The organism is Georgenia wangjunii (genome assembly GCF_036421975.1).
GTDB lineage: Bacteria > Actinomycetota > Actinomycetes > Actinomycetales > Actinomycetaceae > Georgenia_A > Georgenia_A wangjunii.
In genome coordinates, this window is sequence record NZ_JAZGON010000003.1 from 406,163 (window position 1) to 422,261 (window position 16,099).

Consider the following 16,099-nt stretch of genomic DNA (forward strand, 5'->3'; position numbering starts at 1 on the left):
GGCTCACCCCCCGTGCGACCAGTTGTGGCAGTGGTAGGCGGCGGCCAGCTCGCCCGGATGATGCAGCAGGCGGCGATCGGCCTGGGCGTGCACGTGCGTGCCCTCGTCGAGGCCGCGGACGGCTCGGCCGCTCAGGTGGTCCCGGACGCCCCCGTGGGGCGCGCGGACGACGACGGGGCCGTCCGGGCCCTGCTCGACGGCGCGAGCGTGCTCACCTTCGAGCACGAGCACGTCCCGAGCGACCTCCTGCGTGCCCTCGAGGCCGACGGCGTCGCCGTGCGCCCCGGCCCCGGTGCGCTCGCCCACGCCCAGGACAAGATCGTCATGCGGCGCCGCCTCACCGATCTCGGCGTCCCCAGCCCGCGGTGGGCGGCGGTCCCGGACGCGGACGCGCTGCGCCGCTTCGGTGACGACGTCGGCTGGCCCGTCGTCGTCAAGACCGCCCGCGGCGGCTACGACGGCAAGGGTGTCCGGGTCGTCCGAGCCGCCGAGGAGGCTGCTGACTGGATCGGTGACCTCGCCGCGGGGGACGCGCTGCTCGCCGAGGCGCTCGTGCCCTTCACGCGCGAGCTGGCGGTCCTCGTGGCGCGCCGGCCGGGCGGGGAGATCCGCGCGTGGCCCGTCGTCGAGACCGTCCAGCGCGACGGCGTCTGCGCCGAGGTCCTCGCCCCGGCGCCCGGGCTCGCGCCCGAGCTCGCCGAGGAGGCCACCGCCGTCGCCGTGCGGATCGCGGAAGGGCTCGACGTCACCGGCGTCCTCGCCGTCGAGATGTTCGAGCTGGACCGCGGACGGCTCGCCGTCAACGAGCTCGCCATGCGACCGCACAACTCCGGCCACTGGACGATCGACGGCGCGGTGACGAGCCAGTTCGAGCAGCACCTGCGCGCCGTCCTCGACCTCCCGCTCGGGGACACGGCGCCGCGCGCCGCCGTCAGCGTCATGGTCAACCTCCTCGGCAGCGCGCTGGAGGACCCGACCGAGGCGCTGCCGCAGGTCTTCACCCGGTTCCCGGACGCGAAGGTCCACCTGTACGGCAAGGCGGTGCGTCCCGGGCGCAAGCTCGGGCACGTGACGGTGAGCGGGCCGGACCTCACGCTGGCACGGGACGCCGCCCGCGGGGCCGTCGCGCTCCTCCACGGCGACGCGTGAACGCGGGCTGCCCCGAGCGTCGGGGCGCCCGGGTCCGCGACGCCCGGGTGCGGGGCGCCCGGGCCAGGGGCGCCCGGGACCGGGACGCCCAGGGCCGGGTACGTCTGACGCGGGATGCGTCAGCGTACGGCGTCCGGGTCCCGCGACGTCCGGACGCCCGGACACCTGACCAAGGCAAGAGGTGAGGCCGGCCTCTCGGGACACGCGGGATGCTGGTGAGATGGGCACACGAGAAGAGGAGGCGGCGATGAGCGCTGTCGTGGGGATCGTCATGGGGTCGGACTCGGACTGGCCGGTCATGAAGGCCGCCGCCGACGTGCTCGGGGAGCTCGGCATCGAGGTCGAGGTCGACGTCGTCTCCGCGCACCGCATGCCGGAGGAGATGGTCGCGTACGGGCGGAGCGCGTCCGACCGCGGGCTGAGGGTCGTCATCGCCGGCGCGGGTGGTGCGGCGCACCTGCCCGGGATGCTCGCCTCGCTCACCCCGCTGCCGGTCGTCGGTGTGCCGGTGCCGCTCGCGCAGCTCGACGGCATGGACTCCCTGCTGTCGATCGTCCAGATGCCCGCGGGTGTCCCGGTCGCCACCGTCTCCATCGGTGGCGCGCGCAACGCCGGGCTCCTCGCCGCCCGGATCATCGGTGCGGGCACGAGCGAGGCCGACGCCGAGGTCCGCCGCCGCATGGTCGGCTTCCAGGAGGACCTGCGCCAGGCCGCCACCGACAAGGGCGCCCGGCTGCGCGCGGCCCGCTCGCAGCGCACCGGCTTCGGGTCCTGAGCAGCCGCCGGGTCGCCGGCGATAGGCTGGCCGCATGAGCGTCATCGTCACCGGCGGAGCCGGGTACATCGGGGCACACGTGGTCCGGCTGCTCCTCGAACGGGGGGAGGAGGTCGTCGTCGTCGACGACCTCTCCACCGGCGAGCTCGGGCGCATCGGGGAGGCGACCCTCCTCGAGCTCGACGTCGCCGGGCCGGACGCCCAGCAGCAGCTCGAGCACATCATGACCCAGCGGGGGGCCACCGCCGTCGTCCACTTCGCCGCCCGCAAGCAGGTGGGGGAGTCGGTGGCGCGCCCGGCGTGGTACTTCCAGCAGAACGTCACGGGGCTGGCCAACGTCATCGCCGCGATGGAGGGCGCCGGGACCGACAAGCTCATCTTCTCCTCGTCGGCGGCCGTCTACGGCATGCCCGACGTCGAGCTCGTCACCGAGGACACGACGCCCGAGCCGATCAACCCGTACGGCGAGACGAAGCTCATCGGCGAGTGGCTCGCCGCCGACGCCGCCCGCGCCTGGGGGCTGCGCGCGGCCAGCCTGCGCTACTTCAACGTCGCCGGCGCCGGGTGGCCGGACCTCGGCGACCCGGCCGTGCTCAACCTCGTGCCGATGGTCCTCGACCGGCTCGCCCGGGGGGAGCGCCCGACGATCTTCGGCACGGACTACCCGACGCCGGACGGCACGTGCATCCGCGACTACATCCACGTGCGGGACCTCGCCCAGGCCCACCTCGCGGCGATGGACTACCTCGGCTCCGACGCGCGCGAGCACTCGGTCTTCAACGTCGGCACGGGCACCGGGGCCTCGGTGCGCGAGGTCATCGAGGAGATCGGCAGGGCCAGCGGGCTCGACGCCACCCCCGACCTCGCGGAACGCCGGGCGGGGGACCCGCCGAGGCTCGTGGCTTCGGCGCAGCGGATCCAGGACGTCCTCGGGTGGCAGGCCGAGAACGGGCTCGAGGAGATCATCGCCAGCGCCTGGGAGGCCTGGCAGGCGGGTCCGCGCCGCATCGGCTGACGCGCGAGCCCCCGCCTGCGCGGCTGGGTCGCCGCGCGCTGGCGAGGGACCCCGACGGGCGGCTGCCCGCCGCTGTCGTTAGCGTCGAGAAGTGGCTGAGCAGACCGAGGTCGGAGGCGCCCCCGGCGAGGGCGGGACGCCTGCGGGCCGTGCCGCCGCACGCGTGCCCGGTCCTGCCGCGGGAGCACGTCGACCCGCCGAGGGCGGCCCGCCCGCGCCGTCCGCCGCCACGGCGGCGCCCACCGCGTCCGCGGCTCCCGCTCGTGCCCGTCTCTACGGCATCGACGGCCTGCGGTTCCTCGCGGCCGCCGGGGTGATGCTCTACCACTACACGGTCAGGTGGAGCACGGTGTGGGGCGGTGAACCGGGGGCCCTCTTCGGCGACCTCGGGCCGTGGGTCATCTACGCCTCGCTCGCGCCGGAGCTGTTCTTCGTCGTCTCCGGCTTCATGATCCTCATGACGGCGTGGGGGCGCGACGTTCCGCAGGTGGTCGCCTCCCGAGTGGCGCGGCTCTACCCCTCGTACTGGGTGGCGGTCGTGCTCACGAGCGTCCTGCTGCTGTGGGTATGGCCGGACGGCAAGGACATCACGGTCGGTCAGGCGCTGGTCAACCTCACGATGGTCCACCCGCTCTTCGAGGTGGACCACGTCGACGGCGTCTACTGGACGCTCTGGACGGAGCTGCGCTTCTACGTGCTCGTCGTCGTGCTCGTCGCCATCGGCATCACCCGCAGGCGGGTGCTCGCGTTCTGCGCGGCGTGGCCGCTCGCGGCCGAGGCGGCGGCACGGCTGGAGCTGGACTACGCCTCGATGTTCCTCATCCACGGGTACGCGCCCCTGTTCGCCGGCGGGATGCTGCTGTACCTCGTCTACCGCGAGGGACACACGCCGCTGACGTGGCTGCTCATCGCGGGCAACGTCGCGCTCGCGCTGCGCGAGGTCGTCCCGGCGCAGCTCACCTCGATCACCGACCAGACGATCTTCACGCCGGTCCCGGCCGTCGTCGGCGCGGTCCTCGTCGGGTGCTTCGCCGCGGTGGCCGTGCTCACCCTCACGCCGATCCGGGCCCTGCCGTGGTGCTGGCTCGCCTCCCTCGGAGCGCTCACGTACCCGCTGTACCTCATCCACGAGCACTGGGGGTGGTGGCTCATCCAGCGGCTCTACCCGGGGTTGGGGCGCTGGCCGACGCTGTTCCTCACCTGCGCCGCCGCGGTCACGGCGGCGTGGCTCATCCACCACGGCGTCGAGCGGCGCGTGGGGCTGCCCATGCGCCGGGCGATCGAGCGCGGCCTGCGCCGGCGGAGCTGAGGGGCCGGGCCGACCCTCAGCCGATGTGGAGGCGCGGTGCCTCGATCGCGGGGCACGTGTCCATGACGACGTCGAGCCCGGCCGCGATCGCCCGCTCCGCGGCGGCCTCGTCGACGACACCGAGCTGGAGCCACACGGCTTTCGCGCCGACAGCGACCGCCTCGTCGACGATCGCCCCCGCCTTGGCCGAGTTGACGAAGACGTCGACGACGTCGATGGTCCCCGGGACGTCGGCGAGGCTGGCGTAGGCACGGGCTCCGTGCACGTCCTCGGCGCGGGGGTGGACGGGGATGATCTCCATCCCCAGGTCCTGGACGTACGCGGCGACGCCGTACGCCGTGCGGGACCGGTTCGCGGAGAGGCCGACCACGGCCCAGCGGCCCGGCGTCGTGAGCAGGCGACGGACGACGGCGGGGTCGTTGCTGTGGGTCATGCCACATCAACGTGCGCCGGCGGGTGACCATTCCGTCCGCCGCCGCGCTGCCCACCCTTGCGCGCCGCTGCGCTGCCCACCCTTGCGCGCCGCCGCGCGGGGGCGCACCCGCCGTCGCCCGTCGTGAGACCGCACGCATCTGGTCCGCACCGGTGCCCAGAGGTGCGGTCTCACCCAGGAGAGTGCGGTCTCAGCGGGCGGAGACAGGGGAGGAGGTGAGGCGGAGGCGAGGCGGGGCGGGGGCGGAGACTGGGGAGGAGGCGGGGCGAGGCGGGGGACAGGGCCGGCGCCCGGGCCGGTCACCGCGCCCGGCTCCGCGAGCGGCTCACCGCCTTGCGCAGCTCCTCGGCCCACAGCACCGACGACGCGACGGCGACGGCCACGCCCCACTGCGCCGGCGAGAGCGACGTCGTCGTCAAGAAGCCCTGCAGCGGCGCCCAGTGCACGACGAGCACCTGCAGCACGAGGATGACGGCGATGGAGATCCACAGCGCCCGGTTCGTCAGGGTCTGCCGGCCGAACGCCGACCCCTCCCGGCTGCGCACGTTGAGCAGGTTGAGCACCTGGAAGAGGACGAACGTCGTGAACGCGAGCGTCCCCGCCTCCGTGGCCGCGCCGAACGTCGGCTCCTCGCCCGGCGTGAGGGCGAGGACCCCGAGCGTGCCGGCCGCCATGACGGCGGCGGAGAACATGATCCGACCGATGCGGCTCCTGCCGAGGATCCGCTCGTGCGGCGGACGGGGAGGTCGCCGCATGGCGCCCTCCTCCGGCTTGTCGAGGCCGAGCGCCATGGCGGGAGGGCCGTCCATGATGATGTTGACCCAGAGGATCTGCAGCGCCGTGAAGGGTGCGCCACCGGCGATCCCGACGACGCCGGCGACGAGGAAGATGAGGACGAAGCCCCACGCCGTCGCGATCTGGAAGCGGACGAACTTGACGACGTTGTCGTAGATCCCGCGCCCCTCGCGGACGGCGGCGACGATCGTCGCGAAGTTGTCGTCGGTGAGGATCATGGATGCGGCGCCCTTGGCCACCTCGGTCCCGGTGATCCCCATGGCGACGCCGATGTCGGCCTGCTTGAGGGCTGGGGCGTCGTTGACGCCGTCGCCCGTCATCGCGACGACCGAGCCGTCGCGGCGGAGCGCGTCGACCATCCTGATCTTGTGCTCCGGGCTTACGCGCGCCAGGACGCCGAGGTCGCCCGCGCGGGTGGCGAGCTCGTCGTCGTCCATGTGGTCGAGGTCGGCGCCGGAGACGGCGTCGCCCTCGATGCCGAGGTCGTGCGCGATCGCGGAGGCGGTGCGGACGTGGTCGCCGGTGATCATGTGGACGGCGATGCCCGCCTCGCGCGCCTGGGTGATCGCCACCTGCGCCTCGGGCCGCGGCGGGTCGACGATCGCGACGAGCGCGAGCAGCATGAGGCGCTCGACCCGGGGGTCGAGCTCGTCGGGGGAGACACCGTCGTCGAGATCGATCTCACCCTCGGCGAGCTCGCGCTGCGCGACCGCCATGACCCGCAGGCCACGTGCACCGATGTCCGCGTTGAGGCGCTCGAGGCGCTCGCGCTGCGCCGCGTCGAGCGCCACGGCGCCGTGCGGGGTGTCGAGCTCGGTGCACCGGTCCATGACGACGTCGGGCGCGCCCTTGACGACGAGCCGGACGCCGCTGCGGTCTGCGGGGGCGAGCCCCTCGCCCCACTGCGACGCGGCCCCGCCCGGTGCCGCGCTCCACCGGTGGAAGGACGCCATGTACTTGCGGTCCGAGTCGAACGGCACCTCCGCGGCGCGCGGCCACTCGCGGCGGACGGCGTCGACGTCGAGGCCGCCCTTCGCGGCGAGGACGACGAGCGCCGCCTCGGTCGGGTCGCCCACGACGTCGCCGTCGCGCACGACGGCGTCGCTGCTCAGGGCCATGGCGAGCAGGGCGTTGCGGATGTCCGGTGCCGGCCCGTCGCCGGTGACGGTGATCTCGCCGGTGGTCTCGTAGCCCTCGCCGGTGATCTCGAAGAGCCGCTGCTCGGCGTAGAGGGCGCGCGCGGTCATCTGGTTGAGCGTGAGTGTGCCGGTCTTGTCCGTCGCGATGTGCGCCGTCGCCCCGAGCGTCTCGACCGAGGAGAGCGTCTTGACGATCGCCCCGCGCCGTGCGAGCCGGGCGGCACCCATGGCGAGGGTGAAGGCGACGACCGCCGTCAGCCCCTCGGGGATCGTGGCGACGGCGAGCGAGACCGCCGTGAGGAAGAGCTCGTCGAGCGAGTCGCCGCGGAGAAGGCCGAGGACGAACACGACGGCGACGACGACGCCGGCGATGATGCTGAGGAGCCGGGCGAGGTGGGCGATCTGGCGCTGCAGCGGCGTCGTCTCCCGGCCGGCCCCGCCGAGGAGGCCCGCGACGCGACCGATCTCGGTGTCCATGCCGGTCTCGGTGACGACGATGACGCCGCTGCCGCGCGTGACCTCGGTCGTCATGAACGCCATGCCGGTGCGGTCACCGGTCGACGCGTCCGGGTCGGGGAGCGGCGCCGTCGACTTGACGACCGGCACGGACTCCCCGGTGAGGGCCGACTCCTCGACCTCCAGCCCGGTCGCGCGCAGGACGCGGCCGTCGGCGGGCACGACCTCACCCGCCTCGAGCAGGACGACGTCGCCGGGCACGAGCTCCTCGGCGTCGACCTGGACGATGCGCCCGTCCCGCCGTACCCGGGCACGGGTGACCGTCATGTCCTGGAGCGCCGCGAGGCTCGACTCCGCGCGCCGCTCCTGGACGAGGTTGAGGACGGCGTTGAAGACGACGACGAGGAGGATGACGACCGGGGTCTCGAGCTCCCGCGAGACGACGGCACTGATGACCGCCGCGATGATGAGGACGACGGTCATCGGTTCGGTGAGGAGGCCAAGGATCTTGCGCCACGTCGGCGTCGCGGCCGTCTCGGCGAGGGCGTTCGGACCGTGGTCGGCGAGGCGGCGCGCGGCCTCGTCTGCGGAGAGGCCCGCGCGGGGGTCGACGTCGAACGCGCCGGCCACGTCGTCGGGCGCCAGCGTGTGCCATGCCTGCGTGCCCTGACCCTCGACGGTGCTCATCCGGCAACGCTAGCCCGGCCCCCGGCGAGGACGGGCGGCGAAGGGCCCTTGCGCGCGCGTGGCGCCGCCTGCGACGCACCTGGTCTTCCCGCGAGCGGCGCACCGTCAGGCGACCCTTCCCGCGAGCGGCGCATCGTCAGGCGACTCTTCCCGCGAGCGGCGCATCGTCAGGGGACGTCTCCGGGTGCGAGCGCCTCAAGCTGCCCGGAGCGCCTGCTCGGAGCGACGAGCGCGCCTCGAGCTGCCCGAGCGCCGTTGCAACAGGCACGGCGCACGTGTCGAGGCACGCTCATGCACGAGCATCTGCGTGAGCCGGGGCCGGGCGGCCGGGGCCCGGTCCGGGGACGGGGCCAGGGGGGCCAGGGGCTAGGCGAAGTCCTCCGTGGTGAGCGCGCCGTCGCGCAGGCGCTCGAAGAAGCCGGGCGCTCGGTCGGGGTCGAGGAGGACGGTCGAGCCGACGCCGCCCGGCCGGTAGTCGTACATCGCTATCGGCGGGGCACCGAGGAGGCCGCCCTCGCCGGTTGCGGAGCGGAAGGCGAGCGCCATGCGGGCCATGTCGATGATGCCGGTGTCCGGGTCGACGAGCAGCGCGTCCGTGCCCGCGCCGACGAGGTCGATCACGCGCACCGGGTTGATGATCGTCGCGGGCTCCGCGGCCTGCGCGACGACGGCGGAGACGACCTGGCGCTGACGCTCGGCGCGCCCGATGTCCCCCTCGGGGTCGGAGTAGCGCATGCGCGCGAAGGCGAGCGCGGTCGCCCCGTCGGCACCGTGGCAGCCCGCCTCCCAGACGAGCTCGCTCCGCGGGTCGTCGACGTCGTAGTCGAGGCAGAGCTCGACGCCGCCCACGGCGTCGACGACGTCGGTGACCCCGCCCATACCGATCTCGACGTAGTGGTCGACGCCCAGGCCGGTGAGCCCCTCGACCGAGCGCACGAGGAGCTCGGGCCCACCGATCGAGTAGGCCGCGTTGAGCTTGTCCCCGCCGTGCCCGGGGATCTCGGTGTACGTGTCCCGGGGGAGCGAGATGAGGGCGGCCTGCCCGGCCGTCGGCACGTGGAGCACCATGATCGTGTCGGCGCGCTCGCCCTCGGTCCCGTCGGGGATCGAGCCGTCCGCCCGCGAGTCGGACCCGGCGAGGAGATACGTCGTGCCGGGCGTGCCCGTGGCGTCGGAGAGCGCCTCGACATGGTTGATCTGGCCGTTCGCCCAGATGAGCAGCCCGACGGGCCATGCGAGAACGAGGACGAGGAGGAGCGCGACGACGCGGAGGAGCCTCCGGCCGCGACGGCGCCGCTCGGGCGGCCGGGCGGGTGCGGCGGGGCCGCGGCCGCCAGGCCCCGCGGGACCCTGCCCGCTGCGGGTTCCGGCGACGTGGCCGACGGCGGGCCCCCGGCTCCCCGCCGGGCTGCGATGGTCGCCAGCGCCAGCGCCGCGGGGGGCGTACACGGGAGGCGTGCGGCCGGCGTCGAGGGAGCCACCGGCGCGCTTGTCAGGAGCACCGCGGACGGTGCCGGCACGCTCGGCGCCGGCCTCACGGGTCGCGCCCGCGCCCTCGGAGCCGACGGGGCGGCGCTGCGGCGCCGGGGAGCCAGGCGTCCTGGCGGCGCGCTCGGTCCCAGCCCCCTGTGCTTCGCCGGTCGCTGCGCCCGCGCCGCCGCTAGACGCGAGACCTCTGCCGCCAGACGCGCGACCTTCGCTGCCCGCCCCGCGTGCGCCGCCGGCGGCGCGGGTCCCGACGGTCGTGCGGGGCTGACCGCTCGCGCGCGGCGAGCCGTCGCTGTCGGCCGGGTACTGCCCCACGGGCATAGCCCGCGTCGACCCGTCGCTGGTACCGGTGGAGCCGACGGTGCGGGCCCCGCGGCGGTCCGGGCGCGGCGCCGCGGAACGGGGGGCGAAGCTCGGCGGGGCGTCGTCGGCGGGCGCGCCGTCCGCCGCGCCGTCGACGCCGCCGCGAGGACCGCCGCGTCGCCGGGCCGGGGGGACGGCGTCGTCTCGGCGGCCGCGGCCGCCTCGTCGACGCTCGTCCTCATTCATGTGTCGCGCTCCGCGCTTCGTCTCGGGGGTAGGTGCGAGGCAAGGGTAGCCACCTCAGGTCTCGCCGGGTGCTCACCCGCAGACGGGCGTGACCGTCTCCGCGGGCGCGGGCTCCCCGGCCGGGGGCGGCGGCGTCGTGGCGTCCGGCGTCGGGCTGGCGCCGATGGTGCCGTCGGTGGCCGTGGGCTCCTCGGTCGGAGCCTCGCCGGTGGCGGTGAGCGTCGCCTCGATCGGCTCGTCGGCGCCCATCGCGGCCCACATCTCGGCGGCGTCGGCAGCGGGTCGCACGCGGTAGCCCGCCCACTCGAAGGGCATCGTCGCGAAGGTGATGTGCTCGGCGTCGATCCCGCGCAGGGAGTAGGCGAGGCCGGCGAGCGTCGGGATCTGACCGATCTGGGTGCCGGTCGCGAGGGTCGAGGTCGCGGCGTCGAGGAAGCGGTAGAGGGCGGGCATGTCGGTGAGGAGGTTCTTGGAGAGGGCCTCGCGGGCGATCGCCCCGACGAGCTCCTGCTGGCGGCCGATGCGCGAGATGTCGGAGCCGTCGCCCCCGGCGACGTCGTAACGGGCGCGAGCGAAGGCGAGCGCCTGGTGACCGTCGAGGACCTGGTCCCCGGCCTCGAGGTCGAGCGCCGCGCGCTCGTCGAACATGGGCTCCGGCACGCACATGGGCACACCGCCGAGCGCGTCGATGACCTGGATGAAGCCGGCGAAGTCAACGACGACGAAGTCGTCGATGTACACGCCCGTCAGCTCCTGGACGGTGCGGATCGTGCAGGCGGCCGCGGAGCCGAGGTCGCCGGTCTGGCCGCCGGTGGTGAACGCGGAGTTGAACATCGCCTCGGAACGCGCGTCGGTCGTCGTGCCGTCAGGGAGCCGGCACGTGGGGATCGGCACGAGCGTGTCGCGGGGGATGGAGACGATGTCGATGCGGTCCCGCTGGGCGGAGATGTGCATGATCATCGTCGTGTCGGAGCGCATCCCGCCGGTCTCGGCGAGCTCGCCCCCGATCTCGGCGTTGACCTCGCCCTCCCGGCTGTCCGAACCCATGACGAGGAGGTTGATCGGCTCACCGGAGCGCGAGTCGATGGGCGGGGGCGGAGTGGCGTGCGCGGAGGGACGCTCACCGCGGAGATCGGTGATGTCATGCCTGTCGATGTTGCCCTGGATGTCGTTGTAGGCGAGCGCGCCGCCGGTCCCGACGAAGGCGAGCACGGCGACGGACGTCAGCGCGGCACCGCGCCCGAGGCGCGAGCGGCCGCGCTGCGAGCGTGCGTGTCGCGGGACGGGACGTGGACGGGAAGGCACAGTCGTCGATTCTATGGTCGGCACCCGCTGCGCCCGCGCAGCGGGAGTGTGGCGGTTGTAGAGACTTTGTGCAGGAGCCTCGCGGCGGGCAGGTCCACCTAGCCGTGGGTCGGGTGGATCTCCCCGTCGGCGACGGTCGCCCGCACGGCCGAGTCGCCGTCGGTGCCCGCGCCCGCGCTGCCCGCGCCAACCAGCCCGGCGCCCGCCCTCCTCACGGCACCTTCCGACTTCGCCCGTTCCAGGGCGACCTCGCGCGTCAGCTTCGTGATCTTGCGCTCGAGGACGTTGATTCGGCGGAACGTCGTCGCGATGTAGCTGAGGAACGCGATGACGAGGGCGTAGAGGAGGAGGTCCGTCCCGCGGCCGACGCCGACGAGCCGGGCGAGCCACGTCAGCCAGTTCGGGAAGATGACGGACAGGGCTGCGCCGACGACGAAGCCGACGAGCAGCAACCGCCGGATCGCCTGGTGGCGGGCGGTCGCCGTCGACCGGGTGAGCAGGACGGCGACGACCGCGACCCCGATGAGGAGCAGCACCTGGATGATGAGCGTGTTGTCCATGGCCCGCTCCCTACTTGAAGATCAGCTCGACGAGGATGTTCACCGAGTTGAGCAACGACTGGCCCTTGGCCTTCGAGTACTCGGTGTAGAGCAGGTGCACGGGGTGCTCGCGCCACGGCAGGCCGGTCGCGCCGAGCTGGTCGACGACCTCCGTCGCGTGCGCCATCCGGTCCTGACGCAGGTTGATGCCCTCGGCCGCGTCGCGCCGGATGACGCGCAGCCCGTTGTGCGCGTCCGTGAGGCGCAGGCCCGTGCTCCGGTTCGTCACCCACACGGCCGTCTTGAGCACGACCCGCTTGAGGAGCCCCGGCTTCGTCCGCTCGTCGAGGAAGCGCGAACCGAAGACGATCGCCACGTCCTCGCGCCGCGCGAGGTCGACCATCGACTCGGCGTCGGAGACCTGGTGCTGCCCGTCGGCGTCGAACGTGACGATGTACGTCGCGTCGGTCTGCTCGAGGACGTACCGGATCCCGGTCTGCAGCGCCGCTCCCTGGCCGAGGTTGACGGAGTGGTGGACGACGACGGCGCCCGCCGCCGCGGCCCGCTCCGCCGAGCGGTCCGTGCTCCCGTCGTCGACGCACACGACGTTGGGGAAGCGCTCGCGGGCGAGGGCGAGGACGTCCCCGATGACGGACTCCTCGTTGTAGAGGGGGACCACGAGCCAGGCGTCGTCAACCGTGGGCACCGAGGTCATGAAGGCCATTGTGGCAGCGATACGTCCCGGGACCTCGCGCGCTACCTCGGATAGCCTGCGTGTGCGTGCCCGCCCGGGCGCGCCTCGACGTGTGGGGGAGTGCATGGCGACTCGGATCGTGGACAGCGCCGACGTGGCGTCCGACGCGCAGATCGGCGACGGCAGCTCGGTGTGGCACTTGGCCCAGGTGCGCGAGGGTGCGGTGCTCGGCGAGAACTGCGTCGTCGGGCGCGGGGCCTACATCGGCACCGGCGTCCAGATGGGGCGCAACTGCAAGGTCCAGAACTATGCGCTCGTCTACGAGCCGGCGCGCCTGGCCGACGGCGTGTTCATCGGGCCCGCCGTCGTCCTCACGAACGACACCTACCCCCGGGCGATCAACCCCGACGGGTCCCTCAAGAGCGCGGACGACTGGGAACCGGTCGGTGTGACGATCGGGGAGGGCGCCGCGATCGGCGCGCGCGCCGTGTGCGTGGCGCCCGTGACCGTCGGGGCCTGGGCGACCGTGGCCGCCGGCTCCGTCGTCACGCGCGACGTGCCGCCCCACGCGCTCGTCGCCGGGGTGCCGGCGCGTCAGATCGGGTGGGTCGGTCACGCGGGCCAGCGCCTGGTCCCGGAGGGTGTCTACCTGCGTTGCCCCAGCTCGGGGCGGTTGTACGAGACTCACGACGATTCGATCAGAGAGGTGGCGGCCGAATGAGCCTGCCCATGATTCCTGCGGCCAAGCCGATCATCGGTGATGACGAGCGTGCGGCCGTCGATGCCGTCATGCGCAGCGGCATGATCGCTCAGGGCAAGGAGGTCGCGACGTTCGAGGAGGAGTTCGCGGCCCAGCTCGTCGACGGGCGTCAGTGCCAGGCGGTGAGCTCGGGCACGTCCGGGCTCCACCTGGGTCTGCTGGCCTGCGGGATCGGTCCCGGGGACGAGGTCATCGTGCCCTCGTTCACGTTCGCGGCGACGGCGAACTCGGTCGCGCTCACGGGCGCGACGCCGGTCTTCGTCGACATCGAGCCGGACTACTTCTGCCTCGACCCGCAGGCCGTGGAGGCCGCGATCACCGAGCGCACGGCGGGGATCATGCCGGTCCACCTCTACGGGCACCCGGCGAACATGCCGGCGCTGCAGGCGGTCGCGGATCGTCACGGGGTCAAGGTCTTCGAGGACGCCGCGCAGGCTCATGGTGCGAGCCTGGGCGGGCGCAAGGTGGGGTCCTTCGGTGACTTCGCGATGTTCTCGCTCTACCCGACGAAGAACATGACCTCGGGTGAGGGTGGGATGGTCGCGTGCGCCTCGGAGGACATCGCCCGCCAGGTGCGCCTGCTGCGTAACCAGGGCATGGAGCGCCAGTACGCGAACGAGGTCATCGGGTTCAACGAGCGGATGACGGACATCCACGCCGCGATCGGGCGGGTGCAGCTGACCAAGGTCGGTGGGTGGACCGAGCAGCGCCAGCGCAACGCGGCGTTCCTGGACGCCAACCTCACCGGCGTGGTGACGCCGCCGGTGGCGGAGGGGGCGGTGCACGTCTACCACCAGTACACGATCCGCGTGGAGGGTGGCGCCGGCGAGCGTGACCGGATGGTGACCGCGCTGCGTGAGGAGCACCAGGTCGGTTCCGGGGTGTACTACCCGATCCCGAACCACCGGCTGGAGTCGTTGAAGCACTTCGCGCCGGGTCTGGACCTGCCGGTCACGGAGGAGGCGGCAGCGCAGGTCATCTCCCTGCCGGTGCACCCCTCGTTGAGCGAGGGTGACCTGGAGCGGGTGGCCGTTGCGGTCAGCACGGTCGTCAAGGCGGGTGCGTGATGGCGAATCTGCGCGCCGGGCTCATCGGTATCGGGTCCATGGGTCGTCACCACGCCCGCGTCATCCGGGAGACCGAGGGCATGGACCTCGTCGCGATCGCCGACCCGGGCGGTGACAAGTTCGCCGTCGCGAAGGACCTCGAGGTGTTGCCCGACGTCGAGGCGCTCATCGCCGCCGGGATCGACACCGCGATGGTCGCGGTGCCGACGATCTACCACGAGGAGGTCGCGCTCAAGCTCGCCGCGGCCGGGGTCCACACGATGGTCGAGAAGCCCATCGCCGCGGACGCCGCAGCGGGTCAGCGGGTCGCCGACGCGTTCACCGACGCAGGCCTCGTGGGCGCTGTGGGGTATGTCGAGCGGTGCAACCCGGCCATCCTCGAGCTGCGCCGGCGGATCGCCGAGGGCGAGCTCGGGCAGGTCTTCCAGATCCTCACCCGCCGCCAGGGACCCTTCCCCGCACGGATCGCGGACGTCGGGGTCGTCAAGGACCTCGCCACCCACGACATCGACCTCACCTCCTTCGTCGCGGGCAGCCCCTACAGCTCGGTCTACGCCCGCGTCACCCACCGCACGGGCCGCGAGCACGAGGACATGGTCGTGGCCACCGGTGAGCTCGCGAACGGGGTCATCGTCAACCACGTCGTCAACTGGCTCTCCCCCATGAAGGAGCGCCTGACCGTCGTCACCGGCGAGCGCGGCGCGTTCGTCGCAGACACCATGACCGCCGACCTCACGTTCTACGCCAACGGCACCATCCCCACCGAGTGGGAGCGCGTCGCCGCCTTCCGCGGCGTCAGCGAGGGAGACGTCGTGCGGTACGCCCTGGCCAAGCGCGAACCCCTGCGCGTCGAGCAGGAGAACTTCCGCGACGCCGTCCTCGGCAAGGACGCCACCATCGTCACCATGACCGAAGGGGTCCACACCCTCAACGTCGTCGAAGCCTGCCTCGAATCGGGACGCACCGGACGCACCGTCAACGTCTGACGGACGCAGGCCCCGCACGTCGGTTGCACAGGGCCGGCTGCTCACCCCTCGCGCGGTGAGCAGCCGGCCTTCGGCGTCTTCGGAGCGGCCCGCGGGGTTGTTCCGACGGCGGTCAACCTGTCAGGTGACCGTTGCGCACTCGGTGCTCGGTGCTCGGTGCTCGGTGCTCGGTGCTCGGTGCTCGGCGTCCGGTCCGGCTCCTGGTGCCTCATGCACGGTGCACGGCGTTCGGTCCCCGGCTCGTGGTGCCTGGTGCCTGGTGCCTGGTGCCTGGTGCCTGGTGCCCGGTGTGCGGTGCGCGGTGCTCGGCGTCCGGTCCCCAGCCCGACCTGCGCTCGGTGTGCGTTATCAGGCGTTCCGCCGGCGCGACGTGCCCCTAGAAGGGTGGGTCGCCGACGCCCCAGAGGATGGGTTCGTACTTCGGCGGTCGAGTGGTCGCGGCCCGTCCCGACGACGTCGGTCGGCTGCGGCCCGGCCGGGTCGTCCCCGTGGCCGAAGGTGGTGCCGTCGCCGCGGTTGTAGGGGGAGTCGTCCCCCGAGTCGTGGGCGGAGCTGTCGCGTCGGTCCCGGGCAGTCCGGTCCCTGTCCCCTTGGTCCCATGCAGTCTTGTCCCGCCGGTCGTGGACAGTCCTGTCCTCTTGGTCCCAGGCGGTCCTGTCCCGCTGGTCGTCGACAGTCCTGTCCCCTCGGTCCCGTGCGGTCTCGTCCCCTCGGTCGGCGGCAGGGTTGCCCCGTCGGTCGTGGTCGATGCTGCAGCTCTGGTGAAGCGCGCTTCAGGTCGCGGAGGCGCGAGTGCGTCGGGTTCTCCCGTGGTCACCCGGCGTGAGCGTTTCGGCGGTCTCTCGTGGGTGGTGGTGTCGATGTGGGTGCCGTGGCGGTCGTGGAAGGCGTGGCCGCCGGGCAGGGTGGTGATGCGGATGTGGTCGGCGTGGACGCGGTGGTGGTGGTAGCTG

At 73.3% G+C, this 16,099-nt stretch carries 13 protein-coding genes; 7 read left to right on the forward strand and 6 right to left on the reverse strand.

The window, feature by feature from the left end; genetic code table 11:
- The first annotated feature begins 12 nt into the window (after window positions 1-12).
- The 4 genes from V2J63_RS07905 to V2J63_RS07920 all read left to right on the forward strand — a co-directional run bounded on the left by V2J63_RS07905 (window position 13) and on the right by V2J63_RS07920 (window position 4,248).
- Complete coding sequence (locus tag V2J63_RS07905; protein WP_331230468.1) at window positions 13-1,149, forward strand: 5-(carboxyamino)imidazole ribonucleotide synthase; 1,137 nt, start codon at window positions 13-15, stop codon at window positions 1,147-1,149.
- A 247-nt stretch (window positions 1,150-1,396) separates the two neighbouring features.
- Window positions 1,397-1,924: a 5-(carboxyamino)imidazole ribonucleotide mutase gene (purE, locus tag V2J63_RS07910; protein WP_331230469.1), complete on the forward strand. Its 528-nt coding sequence runs from the start codon at window positions 1,397-1,399 to the stop codon at window positions 1,922-1,924.
- A 34-nt stretch (window positions 1,925-1,958) separates the two neighbouring features.
- On the forward strand, window positions 1,959-2,939 hold the full coding sequence (gene galE, locus V2J63_RS07915; RefSeq protein ID WP_331230470.1) for a UDP-glucose 4-epimerase GalE: 981 nt from the start codon (window positions 1,959-1,961) through the stop codon (window positions 2,937-2,939).
- 91 nt (window positions 2,940-3,030) lie between these two features.
- A complete protein-coding gene (locus V2J63_RS07920) occupies window positions 3,031-4,248 on the forward strand; it encodes an acyltransferase family protein (protein WP_331230471.1) in 1,218 nt (405 codons plus the stop codon).
- A gap of 16 nt (window positions 4,249-4,264) precedes the next feature.
- On the opposite strand, the gene V2J63_RS07925 is transcribed toward V2J63_RS07920, so the two are convergent.
- The 6 genes from V2J63_RS07925 to V2J63_RS07950 form a co-directional block, all read right to left on the reverse strand.
- Window positions 4,265-4,681 (reverse strand): CoA-binding protein, encoded by a 417-nt coding sequence (locus tag V2J63_RS07925; RefSeq protein ID WP_331230472.1) that lies wholly within the window; start codon window positions 4,679-4,681, stop codon window positions 4,265-4,267.
- A gap of 299 nt (window positions 4,682-4,980) precedes the next feature.
- On the reverse strand, window positions 4,981-7,758 hold the full coding sequence (locus V2J63_RS07930; protein WP_331230473.1) for a cation-translocating P-type ATPase: 2,778 nt from the start codon (window positions 7,756-7,758) through the stop codon (window positions 4,981-4,983).
- 366 nt (window positions 7,759-8,124) lie between these two features.
- Window positions 8,125-9,207, reverse strand: coding sequence for an LCP family protein (locus V2J63_RS07935; RefSeq protein WP_331230474.1), 1,083 nt, complete (start codon window positions 9,205-9,207; stop codon window positions 8,125-8,127).
- A 660-nt stretch (window positions 9,208-9,867) separates the two neighbouring features.
- A complete protein-coding gene (locus V2J63_RS07940) occupies window positions 9,868-11,100 on the reverse strand; it encodes an LCP family protein (RefSeq protein WP_331230475.1) in 1,233 nt (410 codons plus the stop codon).
- Window positions 11,101-11,198: 98 nt separating this feature from the next.
- A complete protein-coding gene (locus tag V2J63_RS07945) occupies window positions 11,199-11,660 on the reverse strand; it encodes a DUF2304 domain-containing protein (protein ID WP_331230476.1) in 462 nt (153 codons plus the stop codon).
- A gap of 10 nt (window positions 11,661-11,670) precedes the next feature.
- Window positions 11,671-12,354, reverse strand: coding sequence for a glycosyltransferase family 2 protein (locus V2J63_RS07950; RefSeq protein ID WP_434056294.1), 684 nt, complete (start codon window positions 12,352-12,354; stop codon window positions 11,671-11,673).
- A 103-nt stretch (window positions 12,355-12,457) separates the two neighbouring features.
- Here V2J63_RS07950 and V2J63_RS07955 point away from each other — a divergent pair, with 103 nt between their 5' ends.
- Genes V2J63_RS07955 through V2J63_RS07965 form a run of 3 tightly spaced genes read left to right on the forward strand, consistent with a single transcriptional unit; the run spans window position 12,458 to window position 15,146 of the window.
- Window positions 12,458-13,054, forward strand: a complete 597-nt coding sequence (locus tag V2J63_RS07955) for an acyltransferase (RefSeq protein ID WP_331230478.1) — start codon at window positions 12,458-12,460, stop codon at window positions 13,052-13,054.
- The gene (locus V2J63_RS07960; protein WP_331230479.1) at window positions 13,051-14,160 is read left to right on the forward strand and encodes a DegT/DnrJ/EryC1/StrS family aminotransferase; all 1,110 of its coding nucleotides are present in this window, start codon (window positions 13,051-13,053) and stop codon (window positions 14,158-14,160) included. The genes V2J63_RS07955 and V2J63_RS07960 overlap by 4 nt, the downstream gene beginning before the upstream one ends.
- Entirely contained in the window at window positions 14,160-15,146 is a 987-nt protein-coding gene (locus V2J63_RS07965; RefSeq protein WP_331230480.1) for a Gfo/Idh/MocA family protein, read from the forward strand. The genes V2J63_RS07960 and V2J63_RS07965 overlap by 1 nt, the downstream gene beginning before the upstream one ends.
- The last annotated feature ends 953 nt before the right edge of the window (window positions 15,147-16,099 follow it).